The following is a 21291-nucleotide window of genomic DNA, read 5'->3' on the forward strand; positions in this document are numbered from 1 at the left end:
CTGTGGCACCAGCAACGCTGATCCTCCTGCGCCACGGCGAAAGCCAGTGGAACCGGGAAAACCGATTTACCGGATGGACGGACGTGCCGCTGACGGACCGGGGGCGGCAGGAGGCCGACCGGGCCGGTGACGCGCTGCGGGCAGCGGGCCTGATGCCCGACCGGGTCTTCACCTCGGTGATGACGCGCTGTGTTCATACGGTCTGGCGGGTGCTGGACCGTATTGACCGCAGCTGGACGCCCGTGGAAAAAAACTGGCGGCTGAACGAGCGGCACTACGGTGCGCTGCAGGGGCTGAACAAGGACGCGGCTGCCCGGCTGATGGGCGCAGAGACCGTCCGGCTCTGGCGCAAAAGCTTCAGCGGTATTCCTCCCGCGGACACGGAGGCGCCGGCTCAGCTGCGTCGGGACCCGCGCTACCGCCGCGTTGCGCTGGCCGACCTGCCTGCAACGGAAAGCCTGGAAATGACCCTGCGTCGCGTCATGCCGTACTGGCACCACGTTGTGGTGCCACAGCTGCGCTGCGGAAGTACCGTTCTGATCGTGGCGCACGGCAACACGCTGCGCGCCCTGACCGCCTTTCTGGACGGCATGCCCCACGACAGCGTGGCACAGCTGCATATCCCGACCGGCGTGCCGGCGGTATACCAGATGGATGCGGCCGCACAGGTCGTGTCCCGTGATGCTCTGAATATAAAAAAATAACAGGAGTGAACGTGAATCAGCTTTTTGCCGTCATCACCGGCGGTGCTTTAGGGTGTGTAATCCGCTGGCAGCTGGGCGCACGCCTGAACGCGCTTTTTCCGGACCTGCCGCCGGGGACGCTGCTGGTCAACCTGCTGGGTGGATTTATCATCGGGGCGGCGCTGGCGTATTTTCTGCGCCATCCCGGCCTCGATCCGGCCTGGCGGCTGCTCATTACCACCGGGCTGTGTGGCGGAATGACGACCTTCTCCACATTTTCAGCTGAGGTTTTTGCCCTGCTGCAGTCCGGCAGCTATGCCTGGGCAGCCGCCTCGGTGCTGATACACGTGCTGGGTTCGCTGGTCATGACGGCGGCCGGATTTTATATCATGACGCTGTGTGGTTAACCCGGACCGTACGGCCTTTAATCCAGGGGATACCTCAGTGCAGCGACCGCTGCACTGAGGTCTGACCCGACAGGGTTTACGCCTGTAATGCTTCCCCTAAATCCGGGACACTGTCGAGACAGAGTTTCAGGTCTGCCTGTTCTGGTAAAGGTCCCAGCGATTACCATAGAGGTCCTCAAACACGACAACCATTCCGTATTCTTCCTCCCGCGGCTCCTGACAGAAGTGGACGCCTTTTGCCTTCATAGCATTGTAATCGCGCCAGAAGTCGTCGGTCTGCAGAAACAGAAAAACCCGCCCGCCGCACTGGTTGCCGATAAAGCCTTCCTGCCGGTCATTCGACGCGCGGGCAAGAAGAATAGCACAGTCGCTGTCAGGGGCCGGCGTCACGACGACCCAGCGCTTACCCGGCTGCGGCGTGTCCTCAATCAGGGTAAAGCCCAGCTTATCGGTGTAGTACTCAATTGCACGATCGTAGTCATCTACAACGACAGCCACATACCCCATACATCGCTTCTGTTTTCTCATCTGCTGCTCCATCAGTTACGGCATCACGCCCACTATAATCAAATTTATATCAATACGACGTTCGGTCGTCTGTACTGATTCTGCACCGATACCCTCAGGCCGGACATTGTAGGCATCTGATCCGTCAGGATTGTGGCCCCGGTCTTGTGAGAGCATGCCCAACCTTTTCAGCATCCTGCTCCAGTATGGCTCTCTCATCGGGAGTGAGCGGAACCTCTTCGAGGTAACGCCGGATGGATGCTTTACTCTCCAGTATCAGCCCGCGCGCGCTGTCTTTAAGCAGGTTGAAATCGCAGCCGATGCAGGCCATCCGGTGCTGACAGCTGCTCCAGAAGGGATTTGTGCAGTATGAGTCACCCAAATCATAGTACGTCGCGGGGCCTGTCAGGCTGGCGGCGTCAGGGTCGTGATCAATCAGCACGCTTATCATGTGAGCGACCCTGTCTGCTTTGGCGAACGAGGCGGCCAGCTGAGTCGGACGGATACGAATATAATGCATGGTGGACTGGGGCGTTGAATGCCCGGTCCACTGCATCAGTTCATACAGCGACATGCCCTGTGGGACGCTGGCCAGTGCCGTCACCGCTGAGGCCCGTCCCCGGTGGCTGGTTATCATTCCGCCGCTGTCTTCTGAGGGCACGCCCGCCCTCGCGCAGAGCATCGGTATTACCGTGCGGTTGAGGATAGCGCTGCCGGCAGGCTTACCGCGGTACTGAAACAGAAGCCGGACTTTCTCACCCGTCCGATCGTCGGCCAACATTGCCTGTTCTGCCGGGCGCTCATCCAGCCAGAGATCGACGTATTTTTTCACCACGGCTGCTACCGGCTTAACAAAGGCTTTTGAGGTTTTTCCGGCAGGGATATGCAGGTAGCACAGCGTTCCGGCCGGGATAATGCTGCCGTCCTCCTTCACTATTTCATCCGCCTGCGGCGTGATGCATCCTGTCGTCAGACGGAGCAACTCGTTTTTCCGCAGCCCTGCATGGGTCCAGATAACGGCCATCGCCTGCAGCATGGCCAGCGGATAGTGTATTTCAGTGAGCAGGTCTTCCTGACGCAGATTGAGGCTGGCCCAGATGAGCTTCAGCCAGACCGGATCGTCGATCACCCGGGGATTGACCCCACGGCGGAAAAGGGGCGTATCGGGCGTGGAGAGATGACGGGCAGGGCTGAAACGCAGGCGTCCCCAGCCCCAGTTTTCGTAATCAATCATAAAACGGCGCAATGAATAGATAAAATTCGCCCTGGAATGCGGCATCATGGGCTCGCCGGAGCGCACCGATTTGCGGATGCCCCTTTCAGTGCCCAGCTGAAGATCATCCACATTCATCCGGCCTACCGCCGCGATAAAGCTGGCGCAGGTTTCCATCGTCCAGTCAGCCGGTTCTCTTACCTCCGGATGCGCTTCTGCCAGCCAGAGGCCGCATCGCAGAATAAAACTGTACAGGCTTTCGCAGGAGCGGGGCCTGAGCACCGACGTTTCCCGCCAGCGACGGCACCAGTGTACCCAGGCCGGATCGATGCCTTCCACCGGCTTTTCATACCACTGCGTGTAGTTTCGCATCCTCATTGGGGTGCTGATAATGCCCAGCGCGGCGAGCGCATGTGAAACGCGACCGACATAGCGGGAAGTCCCTGCCTCCATGCCGGACTGGACCTGCCAGAGCAGTTCCGGCGTAAATGACTCAAGCCGGGGATCCCTGTTCACGATCATCAGCGTGGCCAGTATGCCAGAGACATGATTTTTCTGGCTGGCAGGGGCATATCCCAGCGACGTCAGCGTATCGGTAAGTCGTTGCAGCTCCTGGTGATAAAAAGCCTGGCCAAAGATAGCTGAGGCATACAGGGCGGGTTTCCGGATATCGGGCAGGCTGAGCGGGTCATGCAAATCAGCAAGATGCCAGGCAAAAGCGGCTATTAACGGCCGGCCATCACGGACTTCCCGGCAGAGTGTCTGCCAGCGTTCCTGCGACCAGCACCAGCAGGGTATGCCGGTTACATGCATTTCACGCAGCAATCTGGTTATTACAAGTCTGGTGATTTTTCTGCCGCATCCGCTTGCGGCGGCAATATCCGCCAGCGGTCTGATAAGGTCTGGTACGGGATCCATGCGTGACATACCGGACCGGCTGTGAGAGCTGGCCAGCGCCACCTGTTCAGCGGAACTCAGTGACGTTTCAAGCCGGTATGCAGTCATGTCGAACGGACGCCAGTTGCATTCAATCGGTCTTTGAGTGCTCATGCTATTTCTCCGCGCTGAAAATGAGGTTCGCCATTCTGAGATCTGCCGTTTCTATCGCGCCCGCCATCCTGGCGGCGAGATCCCGCCCGGAAAGGTGGATGTAAATCTGGGTAGTGGCCAGGTCGCGGTGTCCCGCATAGGTAGCCAGCTCGTGCAGCTTCCAGCCTGCGCGCGCCAGATGTGTGAGGCGCAGGTGGCGGAAGGTATGGGTTGAGATATCCGGTAGCCCTGAAATCAGTGCCCATTCCCGTACCGTTTTGCTCCAGGTCCAGAATGAGAGCGGTGCGCCCTGATTACGATCCGACTCAGAACGAAACAGGGCACCTCTGATGATTCCTGCCCGCTTCATCTGCATAAGGTGGGCCGCCAGCACGGGTGCAACGGCCGGGCTGTAACAGACGATACGCTCCCGCCGGCTCTTCGTGGTTTCTGCCCGGATACGGATAAGCCGGTGTGCAAAGTCGAGGTCTTCGAGACTCAGGGAGGTAATTTCAGATCGCCGCAGCGCACCGTAGTAGGTTAGTGCCAGCATCAGGCGGTCACGCAGCGGGGACGAGGCCGCATGAAAAAGAAAAGACTGCCACTGTGCATCGTCAGGGATCCGTGGCAGCTTCACGACGCGGGGGACCAAGCCCCTGCCAGAACTCAGCGTGCCGGGCGTGCCGGAGCGGGGCAGCGGATTTATCAGACAGAGATCCTGGTACATCAGAAAGTCATACCAGAGACGGATTGCCGACAGGCGCAGCTGAAGCGTGGCGCTGGCCACGGGGAACGACATTCCGGGTAACTGAGGGCTGATGTAGGCGGCCAGATCTTCAAACCGGGCCTTATCAGGTTTAATTCCGTTCTGACTGCAGAACGAAAAATAATGGTTTAAGGCATTACGGTAGGCTGAGAGTGTGGCCTGAGCCCTGCCAAGATCTGATAAAAGCTTCAGCCAGCGCTCTACCAGTAACAGAGCATGTTCATCCGGTGGAATCAGCATCGTGTTCTCCTCTGACAGCAATATCGCTGCTCAAAGTTTACTCACTCAATGTTGCATTCCACATAACTTACTGTATGTCGCAGCGCGTGATGACCGCCCTGGAGGAGATCACACCCCGAGTAGAGCAGTATTCCATTGACGAAATGTTCCTGGACCTGACTGGAATTGATCGCTGTGAGGACTTTGAGCATTTCGGCCGGCGCCTCCGTGCGCACGTGCTGGCCACGACCGGCCTGACTATCGGCGTGGGCATGGGGCCGACAAAAACTCTGGCAAAATCTGCGCAATGGGCCGGCAAGGAGTGGCCTCAGTTCCGCGGGGTGCTGGCGCTGACGCCGGGCAATCCGAAACGTACTGCAACGCTGCTGGAAAACCAGCCCGTGGCGGATATATGGGGGGTTGGCCGGCGCATCGGAAAAAGACTCAACCTGATGGGCATTGAAAACGCCCTTCAGCTGGCGCGCGCGCACCCTGCCCTCATCCGAAAGAACTTCAGCGTGGTGCTTGAGCGCACCGTGCGCGAGCTCAACGGCGAATCGTGCACTCCTCTTGAGGAGTTTGCGCCGGCGAAACAGCAGATCGTCTGCAGCCGCTCCTTTGGGGAACGTATTACGACAAAAGTGTCCATGCAGGAGGCGCTGTGTCAGTACGCTACCCGGGCGGCGGAGAAACTGAGAAAAGAGCGTCAGTTCTGCCGGCGCATCAGCGTTTTTATCCGGACCTCGCCGCATGCGCAGGGAGAAGTCTTTTACGGCAACAGCGCCGGCGAGAACCTCACCATACCCACGCAGGATACGCGGGACGTGATCGGGGTGGCGATGCGATCGCTTGACCGCATCTGGCTTGACGGGCGGCGCTACATGAAGGCCGGCATAATGCTCGATGACTTCACACCTAACGGCGTCAGTCAGCTGAACCTTTTTGATGAGGATAAGCCACGGGCAAACAGCGCGCAGCTGATGAAGGTGCTGGACGGCATTAATCAGTCCGGGCTGGGGCACATGTGGTTTGCCCGTCAGGGTGTCAGCAATGAGTGGCAGATGAAACGCGAGATGCTTTCGCCGGCATGGACCACGCGCTGGGATGACATTCCAGTTGCCCGCGTATTATAACCAATCCTCCTATATTTCTATCATAGTCGGGATTATGTCCATTGCTAGCATTACGACACCTGCAGTTGCACGGGCAGCCTGAAATCTGTTGGAATATTTTGCGCTCTATACACTGGTGCGCTCGCTGCACTGCTGGCAGACCTTCTTGATAATTTCATTTTCGCCCCTAACCGCACATGCTATGCAATTCATCTTGCAGATTAACTTTCGTTGACACTCAATCATATATCACACATTATAAAACAATGTGATATATGGTTAAGCACTATGAAAAAACACACTCCCGTAGCGCCACCAGTCACCTGGTTCGGCAGTAAAAGCCGTCTTGTAAAAGACATTCTTAAGCATTTTCCGCCGCACCAGACATTCGTTGATGTATTCGGCGGTAGTGGTGCTGTTCTGCTTGGTAAGCGCCCGTCGAAAGTAGAGGTGTATAACGACCTCAATAAAAAAATGGCGTCCCTGTTCCGGGTACTCTCTGATAAAGAGAAAACCCGCGAATTAGTGCGCCGACTGGAACTCACCCCCTACAGTCGGGAAGGGTTTCAGTTTGCCCGCACTGTGATAGAAACAGAAACTGATGAAATCGAGCTTGCTCGATTTATGATCGTTGTGCAACGACAGTCACACGGGGGTCTGGCTAAACAATGGTCTTATTGCGTGGATGCGCCTGCGGGCGGATATAGCGCCAGCGTCCGAAAATTTCATGCAGGAATTGAGCGTCTGCCAGAGGTGCAGGCGCGTATGCGAAAAGTACAGGTTGAAAATCTGTGTTGGCGTGAGCTTCTTCCTCGCTACGACAGGGAAAATACTCTTTTCTATCTTGATCCTCCCTACGTGCCAGAAACTCGCGTCAACGGAAGTTATGAGAAAGAAATGACTGAGCAGGATCACCACGATATGGTTACACAGATGCTTTCCCTTCAGGGGATGTGTGTACTTTCAGGCTATCGCTCTGAGGTATATTCTCCACTGGAAAATGCAGGCTGGAAACGGGTCGAGATAGTGACTTTTGCCTCAACCAGTAAAACGCGGGCGGCCCGGACAGAATGCCTGTGGATCTCGCCTAACTGTCTGAACAGAAATACCTTACCACCTTCTCATGATATAGAATCTGACCCCAGCTTGAGTAACCGCCAGAAGGCGGCCTTGCGGGTTCACCGACAACGCCGTGAGCAATCTGAAGTTTCAATTAAAGAGGCTATCTATAGCCTTAAACGAATGAAGAAAAAAGTGAGCAAGGTTGCGGTATCACGTATGACGGGAATAAGCCGGGAGCACATCACCCGTTATTATGCATCGTTGTTCCAGCACACTGAAAAGGAACCCAACCAATAAACAAGTGCCGTTACTCACGCCCGCGTCAGCCTGGACAGAAAACGTAATTATGTCCAGTGCTGGCAGTCTTGCATCTGTAACTGCGCGACCATCAGAATTACTGCAGGCGAATCCTCCCCCGTTACGCCATCCCTGCACCAGCCTAGACGTTCAGGTGATTCTGTCCAGATGTAACGGTGAGCCTCAGAACTGAGCTATTACCACTCTGGTCTTGCCTTCTTTATCTCCCGCTTCCAGATCGGCGATCAATCCTTTTGGGTTATTTATCCAGCCATCCGGGTCATAAACAAAACAGATCAGCGTTTCACAGTCCGGGTGGGCGCGGTAACGGGCCATATCGATGATCAATTCTTCTCCGATTTTTCCTGCCCCCAGAGCTTTACGCGTTTTCTTAACCTCGATTACTATCTTTTCTTTCTTAAGCAAAAAGTCCTGCCTGGAGGACGAGCCAGCATAGCTCGGAGAAGCCTCTTCCGGTCTGACATCGTCGAAGTGTAGCGTTAGAAGCGCCTGAACCAGATCCTGAACGTCATACTCGTCGTTCACCTCAATGGTTTCTCTTTCGTTATGTCGCTTTTTCAACTGACGGCAAAATGCAGGAAACCTTTCAAGCACGTTGATAATCAGTTCTAATCTGTCAGTTGCTTTATATGCTGGACTTGAATTAAGGGAAATGGCATAGACCAGGTCAGCTTTAGCGGCGTCGAAGGCCGGTTTTAATTGGGTGGTGAGAATGTCGTGGTTTGAAGCGTAAAACCCTTTCTGCGCCTTGATAAAATCTTTATAAAAATCTGATTCCTTTCCATAGCTGTCTTCCAGTAATTTTTTAACCCGTCCGATCCATGTTCTGTACTTGGCGGAATCCACATACATTTTATTTGCGTTCAGCATAGAACTGAACTGTAGCGATTTGGTTGCTAATAAGTCTCTGTAATCATTTTCGAGTAAGTCAAACCGTTCGGCTAAGGTATTCTGCATTAGAGTGCCATCTGTCGTGCTGATTGAGTGAATGCTCGAATTCTACCATGCACCTGCTTTTCCCTCATATTGGACAGTCAGGTTATTCTGTCCATTGTCCACCCCCGCGTATGTAGACAATGAACTTGTCGTGCCTTCAGCAGCTGACCGGCACACCACATGTCGATTTCTCCCGCAGCCCCCTGCCCCGCTACTGCTGAGCGCAAATCGTGCTGTTTCGTTCGGATGAAGAAACTCATTCGGAAATAATGTCCAGCGATGCCGTCGATCAGATCAGAGTTATTGACTTTGTAGCGATGTCCGCTTGTTGAAGGGGATAATGAAATACATACGTAAACCGCATGTAATTCACTAAGCGCTTCATATACAAGGATTATGAGGACTGAATTACTTAATACAAGTATATAAAACCGCCGGACCAGGTTAAGTTCAGTCAAACTTTCGCATTGATGAAAAGCCAGCATGCCTGCTCGTTTCCCTAAGCCGGGCTTGGATGTTAAATTCTTATTTATGGGCCCGCTTCTCACGAATATTCTTACATCGCCTCGGTACTTATCTGCAGCTATTTTGCGCTCTATGTCATTGTGTCAGGGTACCAAGAATTTATGGTGGCCTGAGCAGACCTGCGAAGCATTGTAATGGGGGCATCGCCCCATTACTTTGCGAAAGGCATTAATGAAATGACTCTGATCGTAAAAACCCAGCATTATTGCCGCACAAAAACCATGAACGTTTCTACGAAATAAGTCACGAGGGTGATTAAGGCGAAGCTACATGTGGTATTGCAGGGCAGGGGCGGCATACCCGTATGCCGATTAAAGATGGCTGATAGTTGTCGACTCCTATTCGATGAGCTGGGACCATGGTCCCAATCAGTTAGTTTACTTAACGCGATATGCTGCAACAAGATTCTTGCCATACATGCTGAAACCAGTCGTATGCTTTTGGAAGATGACACGGAGTATCGGGACCATGGCCGGTTTAACATCCATTCAATCACCTCTTGCAATTATGCTACCGGCTCTGCTGCTGAACGCAGCCCAATATAGTAAATGCGAAGCCGCCGTTCAGAGGGCACAGGGTAACTATTCGGGCATAATAAAGATGCTGGTTTCGCTCAGCATCTAGAGATTACTCATGATGAGGAGTGAAATCACATTGAACCGGGACCATGGTCCCAGTCATACGACTGTAAGAAACCAGGTGTTTGCGTTGGACTTTTCATATCCAGACAATGCGAGAGTCATGGTTCAGTACACAATCCTGACGGTGAACTGTCAATTAAAAGCGCCATTAAATAGGGCTGGGACCATGGTCCTAGGTCTTAACCGGTTGGAAGTACCGGTGTAGCCAGTTCATGCGTCTTAGATATAAATGTACTTAATGGTTGTGTATTGGAGCGTAACTGTTAGACGGGCATTAATCCGGCTGAAATATAAAAAAGACGTCAGAACCAGGTGGGACCATGGTCCCAGCTTAGCGACCGGGCGAAACCACACTTTTAAAGACAACGTCATGCGCTCCACAGCACATGGTTTTTGAGTAGATGTGCCGCCATACGCTGCACGGCTTATAACCAATAATTTTAAACAGGGCTGGGACCGCGGTCCCAATCAGTTTTAAGTCTAAGAACGCTAGTGGAGATAAGGTACTAGTAAAAACTGAAAATACGGATTCATGATTTGAAGAAGGTTATGTGGCGGTGTAGACAAATGCTGAACTTCAGTCGCGCATGTGCACTGTTCGTGTCTTAAAAATGATGACGGCTGAAAGGTAAAAACTGAGCCCAAAGACAGACTCTCATACGAAATGGTAACGGAATGGGCTCAAATGTTTATTAGCATTGCCGAAGTTTGTACTAAAACAGATAGAAACAGTAGACTGGGACCATGGTCCCAGTCTGAGTTTACGTGCGGCGGCGGGTCAGTAACTCTTCAAGCTGTACGATAAGCTCTTCAGGAACCTTAGTTCTGTCCAAAGTGAAAAGAACTTTTTTGCCCTTATACTGCGCGGTCGCCCCCGGACCAAGCTGTTTCTTTTCAGCGGACACACGGGCAGGAGAGGTGTCTTTCGTCAACGCTGCGGTGAGCTCCTGTAAGATATCATCTGCATCGTAGAGCAGACCATTCTTTCTGCCCGCTAATAGGGACTGTGTTTTTTCAGCAAGCAGTGCATCTTTACCTTCAGACGCCCGGTACAGCTGTTCTCCCGCGCGAGCGGAGAGTTCACCCGGATGTAAAAAAAGCGAGATCACTTCTTGAGGCAGCTTGGAGGTATTAACGCAGCGCGTAATGATTTTTCGCGATATGCCTTCCGCGTCAGCCAGCGCGGAGATGTTGTTCGCAAACTCTTTTTCCAGCCGCAGCGAATAGCGTTTACCTCTTTCGTACGCGCTGGTCGGCCGGTAATCATTGCCGAGCTTGCACAGAGCATTCATCTGCTCATCATCTAGGTTACCAACCAGAACGCGATATTCAGACGAGGTCAGGATCGCTGTCATGCGGCGGCGGCTGCCGTCCGCCACTTCAATCCCTTCCTTCACCAGCCGACCAAACGCCGGGGTCTGCTGTCCGTTTAGTAAGAAGGAAGGGATCAGATCATCAAGGGCGTCTTCGGTTAGAAACGCTTGAACGCGTTCGTTGCCGGCCCAGACGCGGGTGGTCTTTTCCACCTGTCCGGCGGGCACGGTTTCAAGCGTGAACTTCACATCACGGCCGCATACTGGAAGGACGATTGTATTCCCCTTGGCCATGGCGCCGACGCGTGCGATTAGTGAATCTACCATTGGTGCGGCAGGCGCGGCGGCAGGAATGGTGGCCGCGGAGGAGGGCGACGACTTTGGAATAATAGGTGCACGTTTCATCAGCGGATCTCCCAGCGAGGCTTGATCAGACGGTCAAAGATTTCATTGCAAACGGGCTCCCAGATCGCCAGTGCGTTGCGCCACGCGCCAGTTGAAGATCGCTGGTCAATGGCTTGCTCAAACACAGTACGCATTCTTATTTGTCCTTTACCAACCTCATCGGTTTCGCGCACCACATTTTTCAATACCATGCTGCCCCAAGCGTCGCGAATTTGTTCTTCCATCCAGGGCGACTGCGATCCATTATTGTTACTGTATTTGGTGAGCAGGATTCGAACGTCGGGCTCGAATCCTTGCAGATCAACATTCTTCAGCAGGTCGCGGAGCATGTCAAAGAACTGCAGGGCAGAGGTATAATCAAACAGTTCCGCCGGCGTCGGCACTATCAGCACGTCCGCCGCGCACACCACGTTGATAGTACCAATGCCGAGGTTGGGCGCACTGTCGATCACCACCACGTCATAATCCTGAGCCACTGACTCGATGGCGAGGCGGAGCATCATATGCGGCTCGGTGGGCAGTTTACCCTCGTCGTAGCAGCCCATGAGCTCAGTTTCAATACGGTGCAGCGCCAGGCAGGACGGAATTATGTCCAGGCCGGGCCAGCAGGTCGGTCGGATGGCGTAAAAGGCATCGTCACGTTCGCCTAAGTAGAAAGGCAGAAGCGTGTCTTCGGCATGGATGTGCAGGTCAGGAACCCAGCCGTGATACATGGAGGCCGTGCCCTGTGGATCATTGCCTTCAACCAACAACACGCGCAGCCCCTTGAGCGCTAGGTCCTGTGCCAGATGCACTGACACAGAAGTCTTGTAGACTCCGCCTTTGTGGGCCGCAACAGCAATCACAGGAGGGATGCTTTCATCGGGTCTGCGCAGGCGGGTCCCGAATACATCCCTCATATGATTGATCTGTTCAATGGTATAGCCTACGCGCTGCTCCACGCGGCCGCGCATCTCAAGGTCAGGGTAGGGGAGGCGTCCGGCCTTTTCCGCGTCGCGTATGGCCTGCGGTGATACACCGATAAGATCGGCGGCTTCACCGACGCGCCATCTGCGGGTAATTTTGCGCGCCTCCGGGCTGTCATCATTAAACTGCGCTACGGCAATTGCGCGGGTCATCTCATGTCCGGCGGCAATGCACTGATCGAGTGTATTCATCAGTCCCACAAATATTCTCCCTATTAACTTTGCATATAAACATTAAATCTTGATATTTGATGCAAAGCAACACTTAATTTGCAAACCACCCCAGTTGCAATACGCTGGAGGTATCTAGGCTGAAGCTAACCTACCGGCTGGCAACCATGTTTAGCTCAAATACCGTCTAATACGGCCCCGTCGGCCTTATGAAGCCAGATAAATTTTTTACTATTTCCTTAATTTCTTGGCCTAACTCCAATTCTGACAAACGCGCCGCTCGGGTCCGTAGCGCGGGAAAATAGCGCTTAACCCCCGGACATTGCTACGTGAAAATTTACGGATAAACAGCTCAATTTCCTTCCAGCAAATCTATAAAAGCGCGTCAGCGCTAAGTGCCCGACAAGCTCCACCACTTCTCACCAGCACCCTGTGGTACATCAACTAGGAATGCACCCTCACGCCCGAGGGGTTTGTGATAGACAACCCGCGCCCGTTCGTGCGCATACTGCCGGAAGAAATAAGAAGTCGGCGCGGCCGGCCGCCAAAAGACGCGGTGCGCCTGTTGCTGCCCTCCGATCCGGCTTACGCCCGCCAAGTGAAGGTGTGCCTCGCGAGCGAACGGCCGAAGCGGCTCAAGTCGCACTGTTCGGTGACTGACGAGAGCCTGGCAAATGGTTAAAGGCGGTTTTGAAGCGGGCACACGACGCCGGTGGTTACTTTCAGGCACCGTCACGCCGCACACGTTCCGCCACTCCTACATCATGCAACTGCTGTACCACCGCCAGCCAGTGAATGTTATTCAGGCATTGGCCGTCACAAAACGCGCGCTCAATCGACATTAACACTCGGGGGGTTATACTGGTGGTTGCCGCAACGCTGAACCTATCGTTCAGCTGGCAATGCGCTGAGGCCGCGGCGATGCTGAGAAGCCTGCCAAGGCCTTAAAAGTGATTAATCAAAAGAAGAAAAACTGATGGAAGCAATTGTTGCGAAAGCATTAGGGCTGATGGAGTAGAACTGTTCTTCCCTATAGCTAATCCTGCCAGCCGTGCTGTTCGTGCACTTCTGGCTCTTCAAAGCCGACCCAGCTGGTATCCACCCGCAGCCTGATAAACAGTAAGGGGCGCAAGGTGGAGCATATTTTCAGCCGGGACCATTTGAAGGACGAAGCCGATACCCTCATTAAACGCGAGCAGAGCCAGCGTAGCCTTTTGAAACTGACTCACATCTACAGTCACCAGCTTCAGGATTTTGCCGTTCAGTTTGCCGCGAACTGGAACGTACGGACAAGCTACCTCTCACTATGGCGGACCTAGCTCAGAGAGCGGGATGGGCAGATTCATTTTAGCCACGTTAGGTTCAGGATAAGCCTCTTGATGTACCGATTGGCGCGATAGTCAACACCGCGATTTTGATTACTATTCTGGTAAATTTTTTAGGATGCTGCTCATGTGGAAGGCCATGGTCTTTGCATACATGCTACCTTAACAGGTGCCAACCGTGAAATATTTGCCTGCCTCGAAGCCAGCAATGGCTTGGAGAAAGGATCTTCAAGAAGCAGCGAGGAAAATGCCCTTCCCTAGCGGAAAAGGTGACAGTGTAGCCGAACATTAAGGGTATCTACTTTCATGCAGGGTAGCGAAAAGGGGTGTCCGGGAAGCACTCAGATGACGCACACATGAAAGTAAATACCTTTTCCCGATACCCTGTATCACCCTATCCCTCAAGGCGGGTGATTCACTCAGTTTATGATAAAGCGCGCATCAGAAATAAAAAAACACCATCCCATAAGCACTACGAAGTAAGTGAGCAATCACAAACTTATCAGCTCAATTGAAGGTTTCCCCTGAATAAAAGGAATCTACTTTCATGTAACAGCGTGAGGATGCTTGCCGAAGGGTATCTACTTTCATGTAACAGGGGGATGCTTGCCGAATGGTATTTACTTTCATGCAGCGAGGGTGATCGCTCGTTAGAAAGGTATCTACTTTCATGAATTGCTGCAGGCCATGTGCGCGTTTTCCATGAAAGTGGATACCTTCACCACAGGATCATCATGAAAGTAGATACCGCAACCGATACATGCATGAAAGCAAAAACCGAAAAACGTAGGCTGGTAACAGGTGGGTACGTTCATACAACGGCATATAATAAAATGGATACATTTGCGCATGATAAGGGCGACATCATTTTCGCTGATTATCCATGAAAGTAGATACCTTTGACTTCACATCATGAAAGTGAAGACATCTGTGCCGCCTGCATGAAAGTGAATACCTTTAAAAAAATCAGTGACCGGGTAATGCCTGAAGTTTGGGAGAGCGGCTATTGATGACAAACTGGATCTCACGGCCTTTTTTCAGCTCGGTAAAATCGATATAGCCTATCTTCACCAGGTCGGCCATCGCGCGCCTGATGATGGAATTCTGCAGCTTGACGGGTGAGCCCATAGCCAGACGCTCTCTCAGGCGCTTCATGGAGATATAGAGCGTACCGCTGGGCATACTCTCAAAATAGATATATAGCGACTGTGCGGCCTCCTTACGGGACAATTCAGACAGTGCCTTAAGGCCTAGCAGCACCTTATGATCGTAGCGGTAAAGCTCCCAGAGATTGCTGTCAGCCGTTATTTCCACCGTGTCAGTGTTCATATTCAGTACTGCGCGCTGCACCAGGTGAGAGAACATTGATTTCTTACCGTCCTTGCTACTGAAGGCGAGCGTCACGCTGGAAATACTGAAGAGGGAGTCGTGGAGGCGCTTACGCGAGCGGGCGTTAAGATCCGCGGATTTAATGCCGCACATCTTGGCGAACTCAGTGAACGGCAGACGAATGGTTTCGCTGCTGTAGCCATATGTGGAGAAGGCCATAATGATGCCCAGCCACGTTTTGAAATCCGTAGACATGCTCAGCTTCGCACCCTGGATCTTGATATCCGTATAACCTTCACGCTTTGCCACCTCAAGACTTGATAGCTCGTCGGAGGCGTCGATCAGAAAGTCACGCTTTCCTTTTTCCTTCGGCGCCACGGGTGTGAAGACACTCAGACGCAGCAAAGCCACCGGCTGAACCGTCTTATTGCTATTAGGTTCCAGTAGATAAACTGTTTCTGAATCCTTTTTTACGATGGCAAAAGGATTGTTTATGTCTATGACTTTGTTGTCGTTTCCCACTTATCCACACCCTCAGGTCAGAAAGATCACATTGTCATGAAAGTGGATACCTTTATAACATGAAAGTAAAAACCTTTTCCATGAAAGTAGAGACCTTTTTCATGAAAGTAGATACACACCTCATGAAAGTAGAGACCTTATGCATGAAAGTAAATACCAAAAGTAGTGAATTTATTAATGAGATCATAAAGATAGAACGTCGGTGATCTCTTTTGATCTTTTATTGATCTCAATATGATCTTCATATGATCTTAAAAGAATTGATCTATTCAGTGGATATGTTGATAAAAAACATAAGACTCCTGTGCCTAAGGTCTTTCAGAATACCTCTGACCTGCTCCCCGTTGAATAACACACCCCGATGTTAGTAACGTCTTCATAAGCCACATGAGGACATCCCCATGAAGAAGCGTTTTACCGACGAAAAGATCATCAGTATTCTTCGCGAAGCGGGAGCCGGGGTTTCTGCCCGTGAGCTCTGCCGTAAGCACGCCATTTCCGATGCCACTTTCTACACCTGGCGCAGGAAGTTTGGTGGCATGGATGTTCCTGAGGTGAAGCGGCTTAAATCTCTTGAAGAGGAGAACGCCCGCCTCAGGAAGCTGCTTGCCGAAGCCATGCTGGATAAGGAGGCGCTTCAGGTGGCTCTGGGGCGAAAGTACTGACGACAGACCACTAGCGGGAAGCCGTTAAGTTTATGTGTGATGCGACCGATCTGTCGCAACGTCGTGCCTGCAGGCTTACTGGTTTGTCTCTGTCGACCTGCCGCTACGAGGCTCAGCGTCCGGTGGCTGATGCGCATTTATCAAAGCGCATCACTGAACTGGCACTGGAGCGCTGGCGTTTTGGCTACCGCCGCATCTTGCAGTTGCTGCGTCGGGAGGGCCTTTACGTCAATCACAAGCGGGTATACCGTATTTACCATCTTAATGGACTGAGCGTAAAACGCAGACGACGACGTAAAGGGCTGGCAACCTAACGGTTTCCGCTTCTGCGCCCGGATGCGCCGAACCTGACATGGTCGATGGATTTCATTATGGACGCACTGGCCAACGGCCGGAGAATCAAGTGCCTGACCTGTGTGGATGATTTCACTAAGAAGTGTCTGACGATCACCGCTGCTTTCGGTATTTCAGGCGTTCAGGTCACGAGTATTCTGGACAGCATCGCGCTGTTTCGTGGATATCCTGCAACGATAAGAACCGATCAGGGCCCGAAATTTACCTGCCGCGCGCTCGATCAGTGGGCTTTGAGCATTGTGTGGAACTAAGGCTTATCCTGCCAGGTAAGCCAACGCAGAACGGATTTATTGAGAGTTTTAACGGACGCTTTCGCGATGAGTGTCTGAATGAACACTGGTTCAGCGATATTCTTCATGCCCGGAAAACGATTAATGACTGGCGGCAGTATTATAACGAGTGCCGTCCCCATTCATCGCTGGATTACCAGACACCAGCTGAATTCGCAACGGACTGGCGAAACAGGAAATATGAAGAAAAACCAAACGACAATACTAACTGAAGGTTGTATCTAATCCTGGGGGCAGGTCAGCAGCTGTGAGTAAATGAGTATTGAGACTTAAAGCGCATGAATAAAAATCTTTTACACATTAACTCAAAAACACAAATGAGTTTACACTCACAAAAAATCAGTATGTTTTTGATAAAAAAGAAGCAAGACAACCTCAAGAAACTCATTTGAGTAAAAAAACATATGAGTTTTAACTCAAATGATAATCTGAAGGTGCAGGCATCGATAAACGAATTAACGTACCACACCCGTTGTCATTCTTTTCTCAGCATCGCCACAGCATCATTGCCCGACATCTGAAACTGCACCCGGTGGCGTGCCGCAACGTCCAGCGCAAACACTCTGGTGTAAATCTCCGTCGACTTAATGCTTTTGTGTCCGAGCAGACTCTGCAGCGCCTTGAGCGGCGTGCCCGTGTACAACATGTGCATGGCGTAGCTGTGCCGGAAGGTGTGCAGGGTTACGGGAATGGAGGACGTCACGCCTTCTGACGCCGCCGCGCTGACCGCTTCTTTCAGCTAGGTCCGGGCCGTCCGGTCGGTGATCTCCCACAGCCGCACCAGTTCCATCCGGCCCGCGGTTTCACTGCGCCGCTCCAGCGGAATGCGCAGGGTGGTGATCATCATCTCAAGCTGGTTAACGTACTGCGCGTCGGATATCGGCACCAGGCCGTGGGTCACGGCCCCGGCGGGCAGGCGTCCGGCGCGGCGCTAAGCTCCGCCTTCGCCTCGCGCTGCTTGAGCGTGGCCAGCTGCACGAACGGATACTGCTGGCGCAGCAGAAAGTCCCCTCTTGTAAGCGCCAGCGCCTCGCTGATGCGCGCGCCGGTGTTCCACAGGGTGGTGAACAGAATTTTGCGTCGCAGGTCAGTCATGAAATGGAGCAGGGCGCTAACCTCCGGCGCTAGGAGGTATTTCGGCAGATCGACAACCAGCCCGGCCGGATAGTCGATGGCCACCTGCAGCTGTGCGGCCCCTGACTACGGGAACATGGTGGGCAGGTTAATTGTATTGATATTCAGCTCCTGGAGGATTCTCTGTGACAGTAGGACGGGGGCTCTCCCCGGGTTTGCACCGTGTAGGAAGGAAAATCCGTGATTTCTATATTACTGAATGGCGTAAAGATTTCGCCTGAAGGCAGACGTCGGCGGAATCCTTCCAGAACGGACTTTTCACCCGCAGGGCCGACGGACGGCATTGATACCGACATGCTGTCAGGAACGATGCGGGAATAGCTGCCTTTATCATCCATCCGCTCCAGCATTCTGAGCTTCAGCGTCAGGTCAGAACTGCTGCTTTTACCCGGAATGGTCCATGTCGATGAGACCTCATACACTGCGCTGTCCTGCTTCCTGTCAACCACGGTTCCCCGCATCTGCAATACTGTCGGCTGGATCATTTTTCCGTCGCCCGGCAGATTCTTACTGCATACCATAACGGAGCCGGACGGATAGGCGGCGTTCAGGTGTATGACTTCATCCCGCGTCGCGGCAGGCGTGGCAGGCACCACACCTGCAGACGCAATGACTCCGGCAATCAGACCGGCAGCCAGGCGTCCCCGGATCCCTGCCCGCGGACTGCTCACCCGGACGGTCAGCGGATGAGCAACCGGACCCGTAATGCCGCGGACTATACCATCTGCCTTCATCATCGTTTTTTCTCCATTTCCTTAAATCCTGCCCACCGTCAGGGTTGTTCGGCCGCAGCGCTGGCGATCGCATCCACTGCGTGTTTAACCGAAAAGGACAATCCATCCGTATCTTTCGGTGAAAAATGTACCCAGTAGCACAAATACGTACCGTAGTTCTGGTCGGTATGACGAGTTTCGTAATCTACGCTGCATGCGTAAATCTCTCGGTTGCCAAGGGGGTAGTCTGTAATTTCGCAGTAACGCAGATAAAGGTCACGCAATTCATCAAACAACTCTCCCTCTTTCAGCGGGCTCACTGCTTTGACTGCTTCACGCTGAACCATGAAATATTCCACGGCGGCTTTTTTGGATTTGAATTCCTTCTGGCCAATCTTCACAGGTATTGAACGTCCCATCCTGCTCTCCTTTCCGGTTTGCTGACAAATAGCCACTCAGAGTAATTATGACGCGGGGCTTAATCAGCTGCGCATAACCTTGCATCTGTCACTCTAATAATTTCATCCAACCGTCATCATTTGAATGCTAATAATTAGCAAACATATAGCCACAAATTTAAATTACCTGTAGCCGGTTCCCTTTGGATCCGCTTTATTCCGTAATCACGACTTTACCGGAAGCGTAACACGGCGGCGGGGCGGGAAAAAGCCCGCAGCGCCGGGTCCCGAAGCCGCCTTTACCCCATATCTTGTATGCTTTGCAGCTGGCCGAACCACTATATGTAGTCAGTTGCGCAGAAAAGCGCCACCGGGAATGAAAGATCCGGTCCTCCTTTTTTCGGATCTGTTAGTGTAGGCATGGTGAGACTCGCTTTTAATGTATGCGGATGTATTGCCTTTCATTTTGAAACGATTCATGATGCGAATGTGTAATACAAACACCTACAAAGGACGTTGCATGCACTCCCTGACGAAAATCCTGCATTCGCTGCTGACTGGCGGACATGACCGGGCAGTAAAACAGATGGAAGAAGAAGACGACGGACGTAAAGAGGTCACCTCCATACGGCTGAAGCCGCAGACCCGTGCCTACCTGCAGGCACAGAGTGAGGCGCTGGGCATTTCGGTTTCACAGTTCATCAACATCATCGTGGACGGTGTGGTCAACATCGAAACCTTACCGCATCAGAGTCGAATCGATACCATGTATGACCGTCTGATGCTGCTGTTTGAGAGCCACGGTATTGAACCGCTGCAGATGAGCCGCATGCTCTCTGGCCATGGGTTAACACTGTCGAAACTAAAGTCCCGCGACGCGACCCTAGATCTCATTACCCCGGAACTCCTGACAACCGTCAGCGGCTGGTTTGGCGTGGAGAGCTCGTGGCTCAGCGCAAAGAGCAATGCCGTTTATCCCACGCGCACCCTTCACTGGTACAAATGCCCTGAGAGTATGGCCACCGCCGTGATTGAGCGAAACATCAGGTACGGCGATCTAGAGGTCTTTGCCGTCAAAAACGCCGGCGTCGACTTCAAACTGGCTGAAGAGCATGACGACCACGACCATTACTTAGGCATGGGATTTCTGCTCCGGTACCGCATCAGAGCGGGTGAGGCCAGCGTCAGCCGGTATGAATTCTGCGAATTTCAGCGCTGGAACTACGAAAAATGCCGTGCTGACCTGAAGCTGTTATTCAGGTTCCTTAGCGAGCTTGAAAGCAGTAAAGGCGGGATCCGCTTTCACGGCTGCTCGGTCGATGAGGCTATTTTTGACCGGATTTATCAGGGACGTATCCTGCCCGACCAGCTTGAAAAAGCCCTCAACCGCGCTGAGTGGTGGGATCCCCGCAGCGTGCTGGGTAAATCCTCCGCTAATTACCAGCGAATGAAATTCGGACAGTACATTACGGCTTACTGCGGGACGCCAGGGAAAACGTTTGAGCCCGTATATAACAAGTACTCCAGCTATCCGGAAGGATGGAGGGTCTCGCTCTGGAATGGCGGTCCGGGAGAAGAGCAGTACTTTTCACTCAGCGCGGCGCTGGAAGACAGTTTTAACCGATACCACAACCTCACTGGCGCCCCAGACATCAATAATGATGGCCGGACCGGCAGTACAGCCTTACAGGATAAGTAGCTAATGAATAAGAAAATTATGCCGGTGCCCCACGACGCCGCCTTCAAAGCCTTCCTGACGCACCCGGATACCGCCCGTGACTTTATCGAGCTGCACCTGCCGGCCGAGCTGCGCGCCATCTGCGATCTCAACACACTGAAGCTGGAGTCCGGCAGCTTCGTGGAAGAGAGTCTGCGCGCCTACTACAGCGACGTGCTTTACAGCCTGAAGACCACCGCCGGCGACGGCTACATCCACGTGCTTATTGAGCATCAGTCAACGCCCGATCGGCACATGGCCTTCCGGCTGATGCGCTACGCCGTGGCCGCGATGCAGCGCCATATTGACGCCGGCCATAAAAAACTGCCGCTGGTCATCCCGGTGCTGTTCTATACAGGACGGCGCAGCCCGTACCCATACTCCACCGACTGGCTTCAGGAATTTGACGATCCGGCGCTGGCCGGCCGCCTTTACGGCGGGCCGTTCCCGCTGGTCGACGTCACCGTCACTCCGGATGAGGAGATCATGAACCACCACAGCATGGCGGCGCTGACGCTGCTGCAGAAGCACATACACCGGCGCGACCTGGCCGAAGCAGCAGTCGTCCAGGA

Annotated in this window: 15 protein-coding genes and 4 pseudogenes; 8 read left to right on the plus strand and 11 right to left on the minus strand. The window is 53.1% G+C overall.

The genetic code is table 11. The features are described from left to right. Positions 1-2 precede the first annotated feature (2 nt). On the plus strand, positions 3-704 hold the full coding sequence (locus C1N84_RS22950) for a 2,3-bisphosphoglycerate-dependent phosphoglycerate mutase (RefSeq protein ID WP_145891989.1): 702 nt from the start codon (positions 3-5) through the stop codon (positions 702-704). An 11-nt stretch (positions 705-715) separates the two neighbouring features. Further along, a complete protein-coding gene (gene crcB, locus C1N84_RS22955; protein WP_181444804.1) occupies positions 716-1090 on the plus strand; it encodes a fluoride efflux transporter CrcB in 375 nt (124 codons plus the stop codon). 126 nt (positions 1091-1216) lie between these two features. Here crcB and C1N84_RS22960 read toward each other — a convergent pair whose 3' ends face one another. The 3 genes from C1N84_RS22960 to C1N84_RS22970 form a co-directional block, all read right to left on the minus strand. After that, on the minus strand, positions 1217-1618 hold the full coding sequence (locus tag C1N84_RS22960; protein WP_145891987.1) for a VOC family protein: 402 nt from the start codon (positions 1616-1618) through the stop codon (positions 1217-1219). Positions 1619-1742: 124 nt separating this feature from the next. Next, a complete protein-coding gene (locus C1N84_RS22965; protein WP_141496963.1) occupies positions 1743-3860 on the minus strand; it encodes a tyrosine-type recombinase/integrase in 2118 nt (705 codons plus the stop codon). Position 3861: 1 nt separating this feature from the next. Continuing rightward, complete coding sequence (locus C1N84_RS22970) at positions 3862-4845, minus strand: tyrosine-type recombinase/integrase (protein WP_141496964.1); 984 nt, start codon at positions 4843-4845, stop codon at positions 3862-3864. A 20-nt stretch (positions 4846-4865) separates the two neighbouring features. Between C1N84_RS22970 and umuC the strand changes: the two genes are divergently transcribed. Then, entirely contained in the window at positions 4866-5957 is a 1092-nt protein-coding gene (gene umuC, locus C1N84_RS22975) for a translesion error-prone DNA polymerase V subunit UmuC (protein WP_394542045.1), read from the plus strand. 267 nt (positions 5958-6224) lie between these two features. Continuing rightward, positions 6225-7295: a DNA adenine methylase gene (locus C1N84_RS22980; RefSeq protein WP_394541949.1), complete on the plus strand. Its 1071-nt coding sequence runs from the start codon at positions 6225-6227 to the stop codon at positions 7293-7295. A gap of 183 nt (positions 7296-7478) precedes the next feature. On the opposite strand, the gene C1N84_RS22985 is transcribed toward C1N84_RS22980, so the two are convergent. From C1N84_RS22985 to sopA, 4 genes and pseudogenes are all read right to left on the minus strand, one after another. Next, positions 7479-8273 carry a PD-(D/E)XK nuclease domain-containing protein gene (locus C1N84_RS22985; protein WP_394541950.1) on the minus strand — a complete coding sequence of 265 codons (795 nt, stop codon included), beginning with the start codon at positions 8271-8273 and terminating at the stop codon, positions 7479-7481. A 587-nt stretch (positions 8274-8860) separates the two neighbouring features. Beyond that, a pseudogene (locus C1N84_RS22990) lies at positions 8861-9067 on the minus strand (AraC family transcriptional regulator); the annotation flags it as partial. 1112 nt (positions 9068-10179) lie between these two features. Next, a complete protein-coding gene (locus tag C1N84_RS22995; protein WP_394541951.1) occupies positions 10180-11136 on the minus strand; it encodes a ParB/RepB/Spo0J family plasmid partition protein in 957 nt (318 codons plus the stop codon). Next, the gene (gene sopA, locus C1N84_RS23000) at positions 11136-12302 is read right to left on the minus strand and encodes a plasmid-partitioning protein SopA (protein WP_058759196.1); all 1167 of its coding nucleotides are present in this window, start codon (positions 12300-12302) and stop codon (positions 11136-11138) included. Before sopA ends, C1N84_RS22995 begins: the two co-directional genes overlap by 1 nt. 2029 nt (positions 12303-14331) lie before the next feature. Between sopA and C1N84_RS23005 the strand changes: the two genes are divergently transcribed. Then, complete coding sequence (locus C1N84_RS23005; RefSeq protein ID WP_394541952.1) at positions 14332-14484, plus strand: hypothetical protein; 153 nt, start codon at positions 14332-14334, stop codon at positions 14482-14484. 79 nt (positions 14485-14563) lie between these two features. On the opposite strand, the gene C1N84_RS23010 is transcribed toward C1N84_RS23005, so the two are convergent. Next, positions 14564-15448 carry a RepB family plasmid replication initiator protein gene (locus tag C1N84_RS23010; RefSeq protein WP_394541953.1) on the minus strand — a complete coding sequence of 295 codons (885 nt, stop codon included), beginning with the start codon at positions 15446-15448 and terminating at the stop codon, positions 14564-14566. A 401-nt stretch (positions 15449-15849) separates the two neighbouring features. Here C1N84_RS23010 and C1N84_RS23015 point away from each other — a divergent pair. Next, positions 15850-16969: pseudogene (locus tag C1N84_RS23015) on the plus strand (IS3 family transposase). Positions 16970-17232: 263 nt separating this feature from the next. Here the strand turns inward: C1N84_RS23015 and C1N84_RS23020 are convergent. The 3 genes and pseudogenes from C1N84_RS23020 to C1N84_RS23030 all read right to left on the minus strand — a co-directional run bounded on the left by C1N84_RS23020 (position 17233) and on the right by C1N84_RS23030 (position 19023). Beyond that, positions 17233-17942, minus strand: a pseudogene (locus tag C1N84_RS23020) (tyrosine-type recombinase/integrase). A 53-nt stretch (positions 17943-17995) separates the two neighbouring features. Further along, positions 17996-18628, minus strand: coding sequence for a hypothetical protein (locus tag C1N84_RS23025; RefSeq protein WP_394541954.1), 633 nt, complete (start codon positions 18626-18628; stop codon positions 17996-17998). 35 nt (positions 18629-18663) lie between these two features. Continuing rightward, positions 18664-19023 carry a hypothetical protein gene (locus tag C1N84_RS23030; RefSeq protein ID WP_394541955.1) on the minus strand — a complete coding sequence of 120 codons (360 nt, stop codon included), beginning with the start codon at positions 19021-19023 and terminating at the stop codon, positions 18664-18666. 499 nt (positions 19024-19522) lie between these two features. Between C1N84_RS23030 and C1N84_RS23035 the strand changes: the two genes are divergently transcribed. Continuing rightward, on the plus strand, positions 19523-20701 hold the full coding sequence (locus C1N84_RS23035; RefSeq protein ID WP_394541956.1) for a conjugal transfer protein TraE: 1179 nt from the start codon (positions 19523-19525) through the stop codon (positions 20699-20701). A 3-nt stretch (positions 20702-20704) separates the two neighbouring features. After that, positions 20705-21274: pseudogene (locus C1N84_RS23040) on the plus strand (Rpn family recombination-promoting nuclease/putative transposase); the annotation flags it as partial. Between the last annotated feature and the right edge of the window lie 17 nt (positions 21275-21291).

It is taken from the genome of Pantoea sp. SGAir0418, assembly GCF_043529865.1.

Coding starts and splice junctions, on each gene's coding strand:
- C1N84_RS22960 (WP_145891987.1), bottom strand. CDS start 1,618: ATGAGAAAACAGAAGCGATGTATGGGGTATGTGGCTGTCGTTGTAGAT.
- C1N84_RS22965 (WP_141496963.1), bottom strand. CDS start 3,860: ATGAGCACTCAAAGACCGATTGAATGCAACTGGCGTCCGTTCGACATG.
- C1N84_RS22970 (WP_141496964.1), bottom strand. CDS start 4,845: ATGCTGATTCCACCGGATGAACATGCTCTGTTACTGGTAGAGCGCTGG.
- C1N84_RS22980 (WP_394541949.1), top strand. CDS start 6,225: ATGAAAAAACACACTCCCGTAGCGCCACCAGTCACCTGGTTCGGCAGT.
- C1N84_RS22985 (WP_394541950.1), bottom strand. CDS start 8,273: ATGCAGAATACCTTAGCCGAACGGTTTGACTTACTCGAAAATGATTAC.
- C1N84_RS22995 (WP_394541951.1), bottom strand. CDS start 11,136: ATGAAACGTGCACCTATTATTCCAAAGTCGTCGCCCTCCTCCGCGGCC.
- C1N84_RS23005 (WP_394541952.1), top strand. CDS start 14,332: ATGAAAGTAGATACCGCAACCGATACATGCATGAAAGCAAAAACCGAA.
- C1N84_RS23025 (WP_394541954.1), bottom strand. CDS start 18,628: ATGATGAAGGCAGATGGTATAGTCCGCGGCATTACGGGTCCGGTTGCT.
- C1N84_RS23030 (WP_394541955.1), bottom strand. CDS start 19,023: ATGGGACGTTCAATACCTGTGAAGATTGGCCAGAAGGAATTCAAATCC.
- C1N84_RS23035 (WP_394541956.1), top strand. CDS start 19,523: ATGCACTCCCTGACGAAAATCCTGCATTCGCTGCTGACTGGCGGACAT.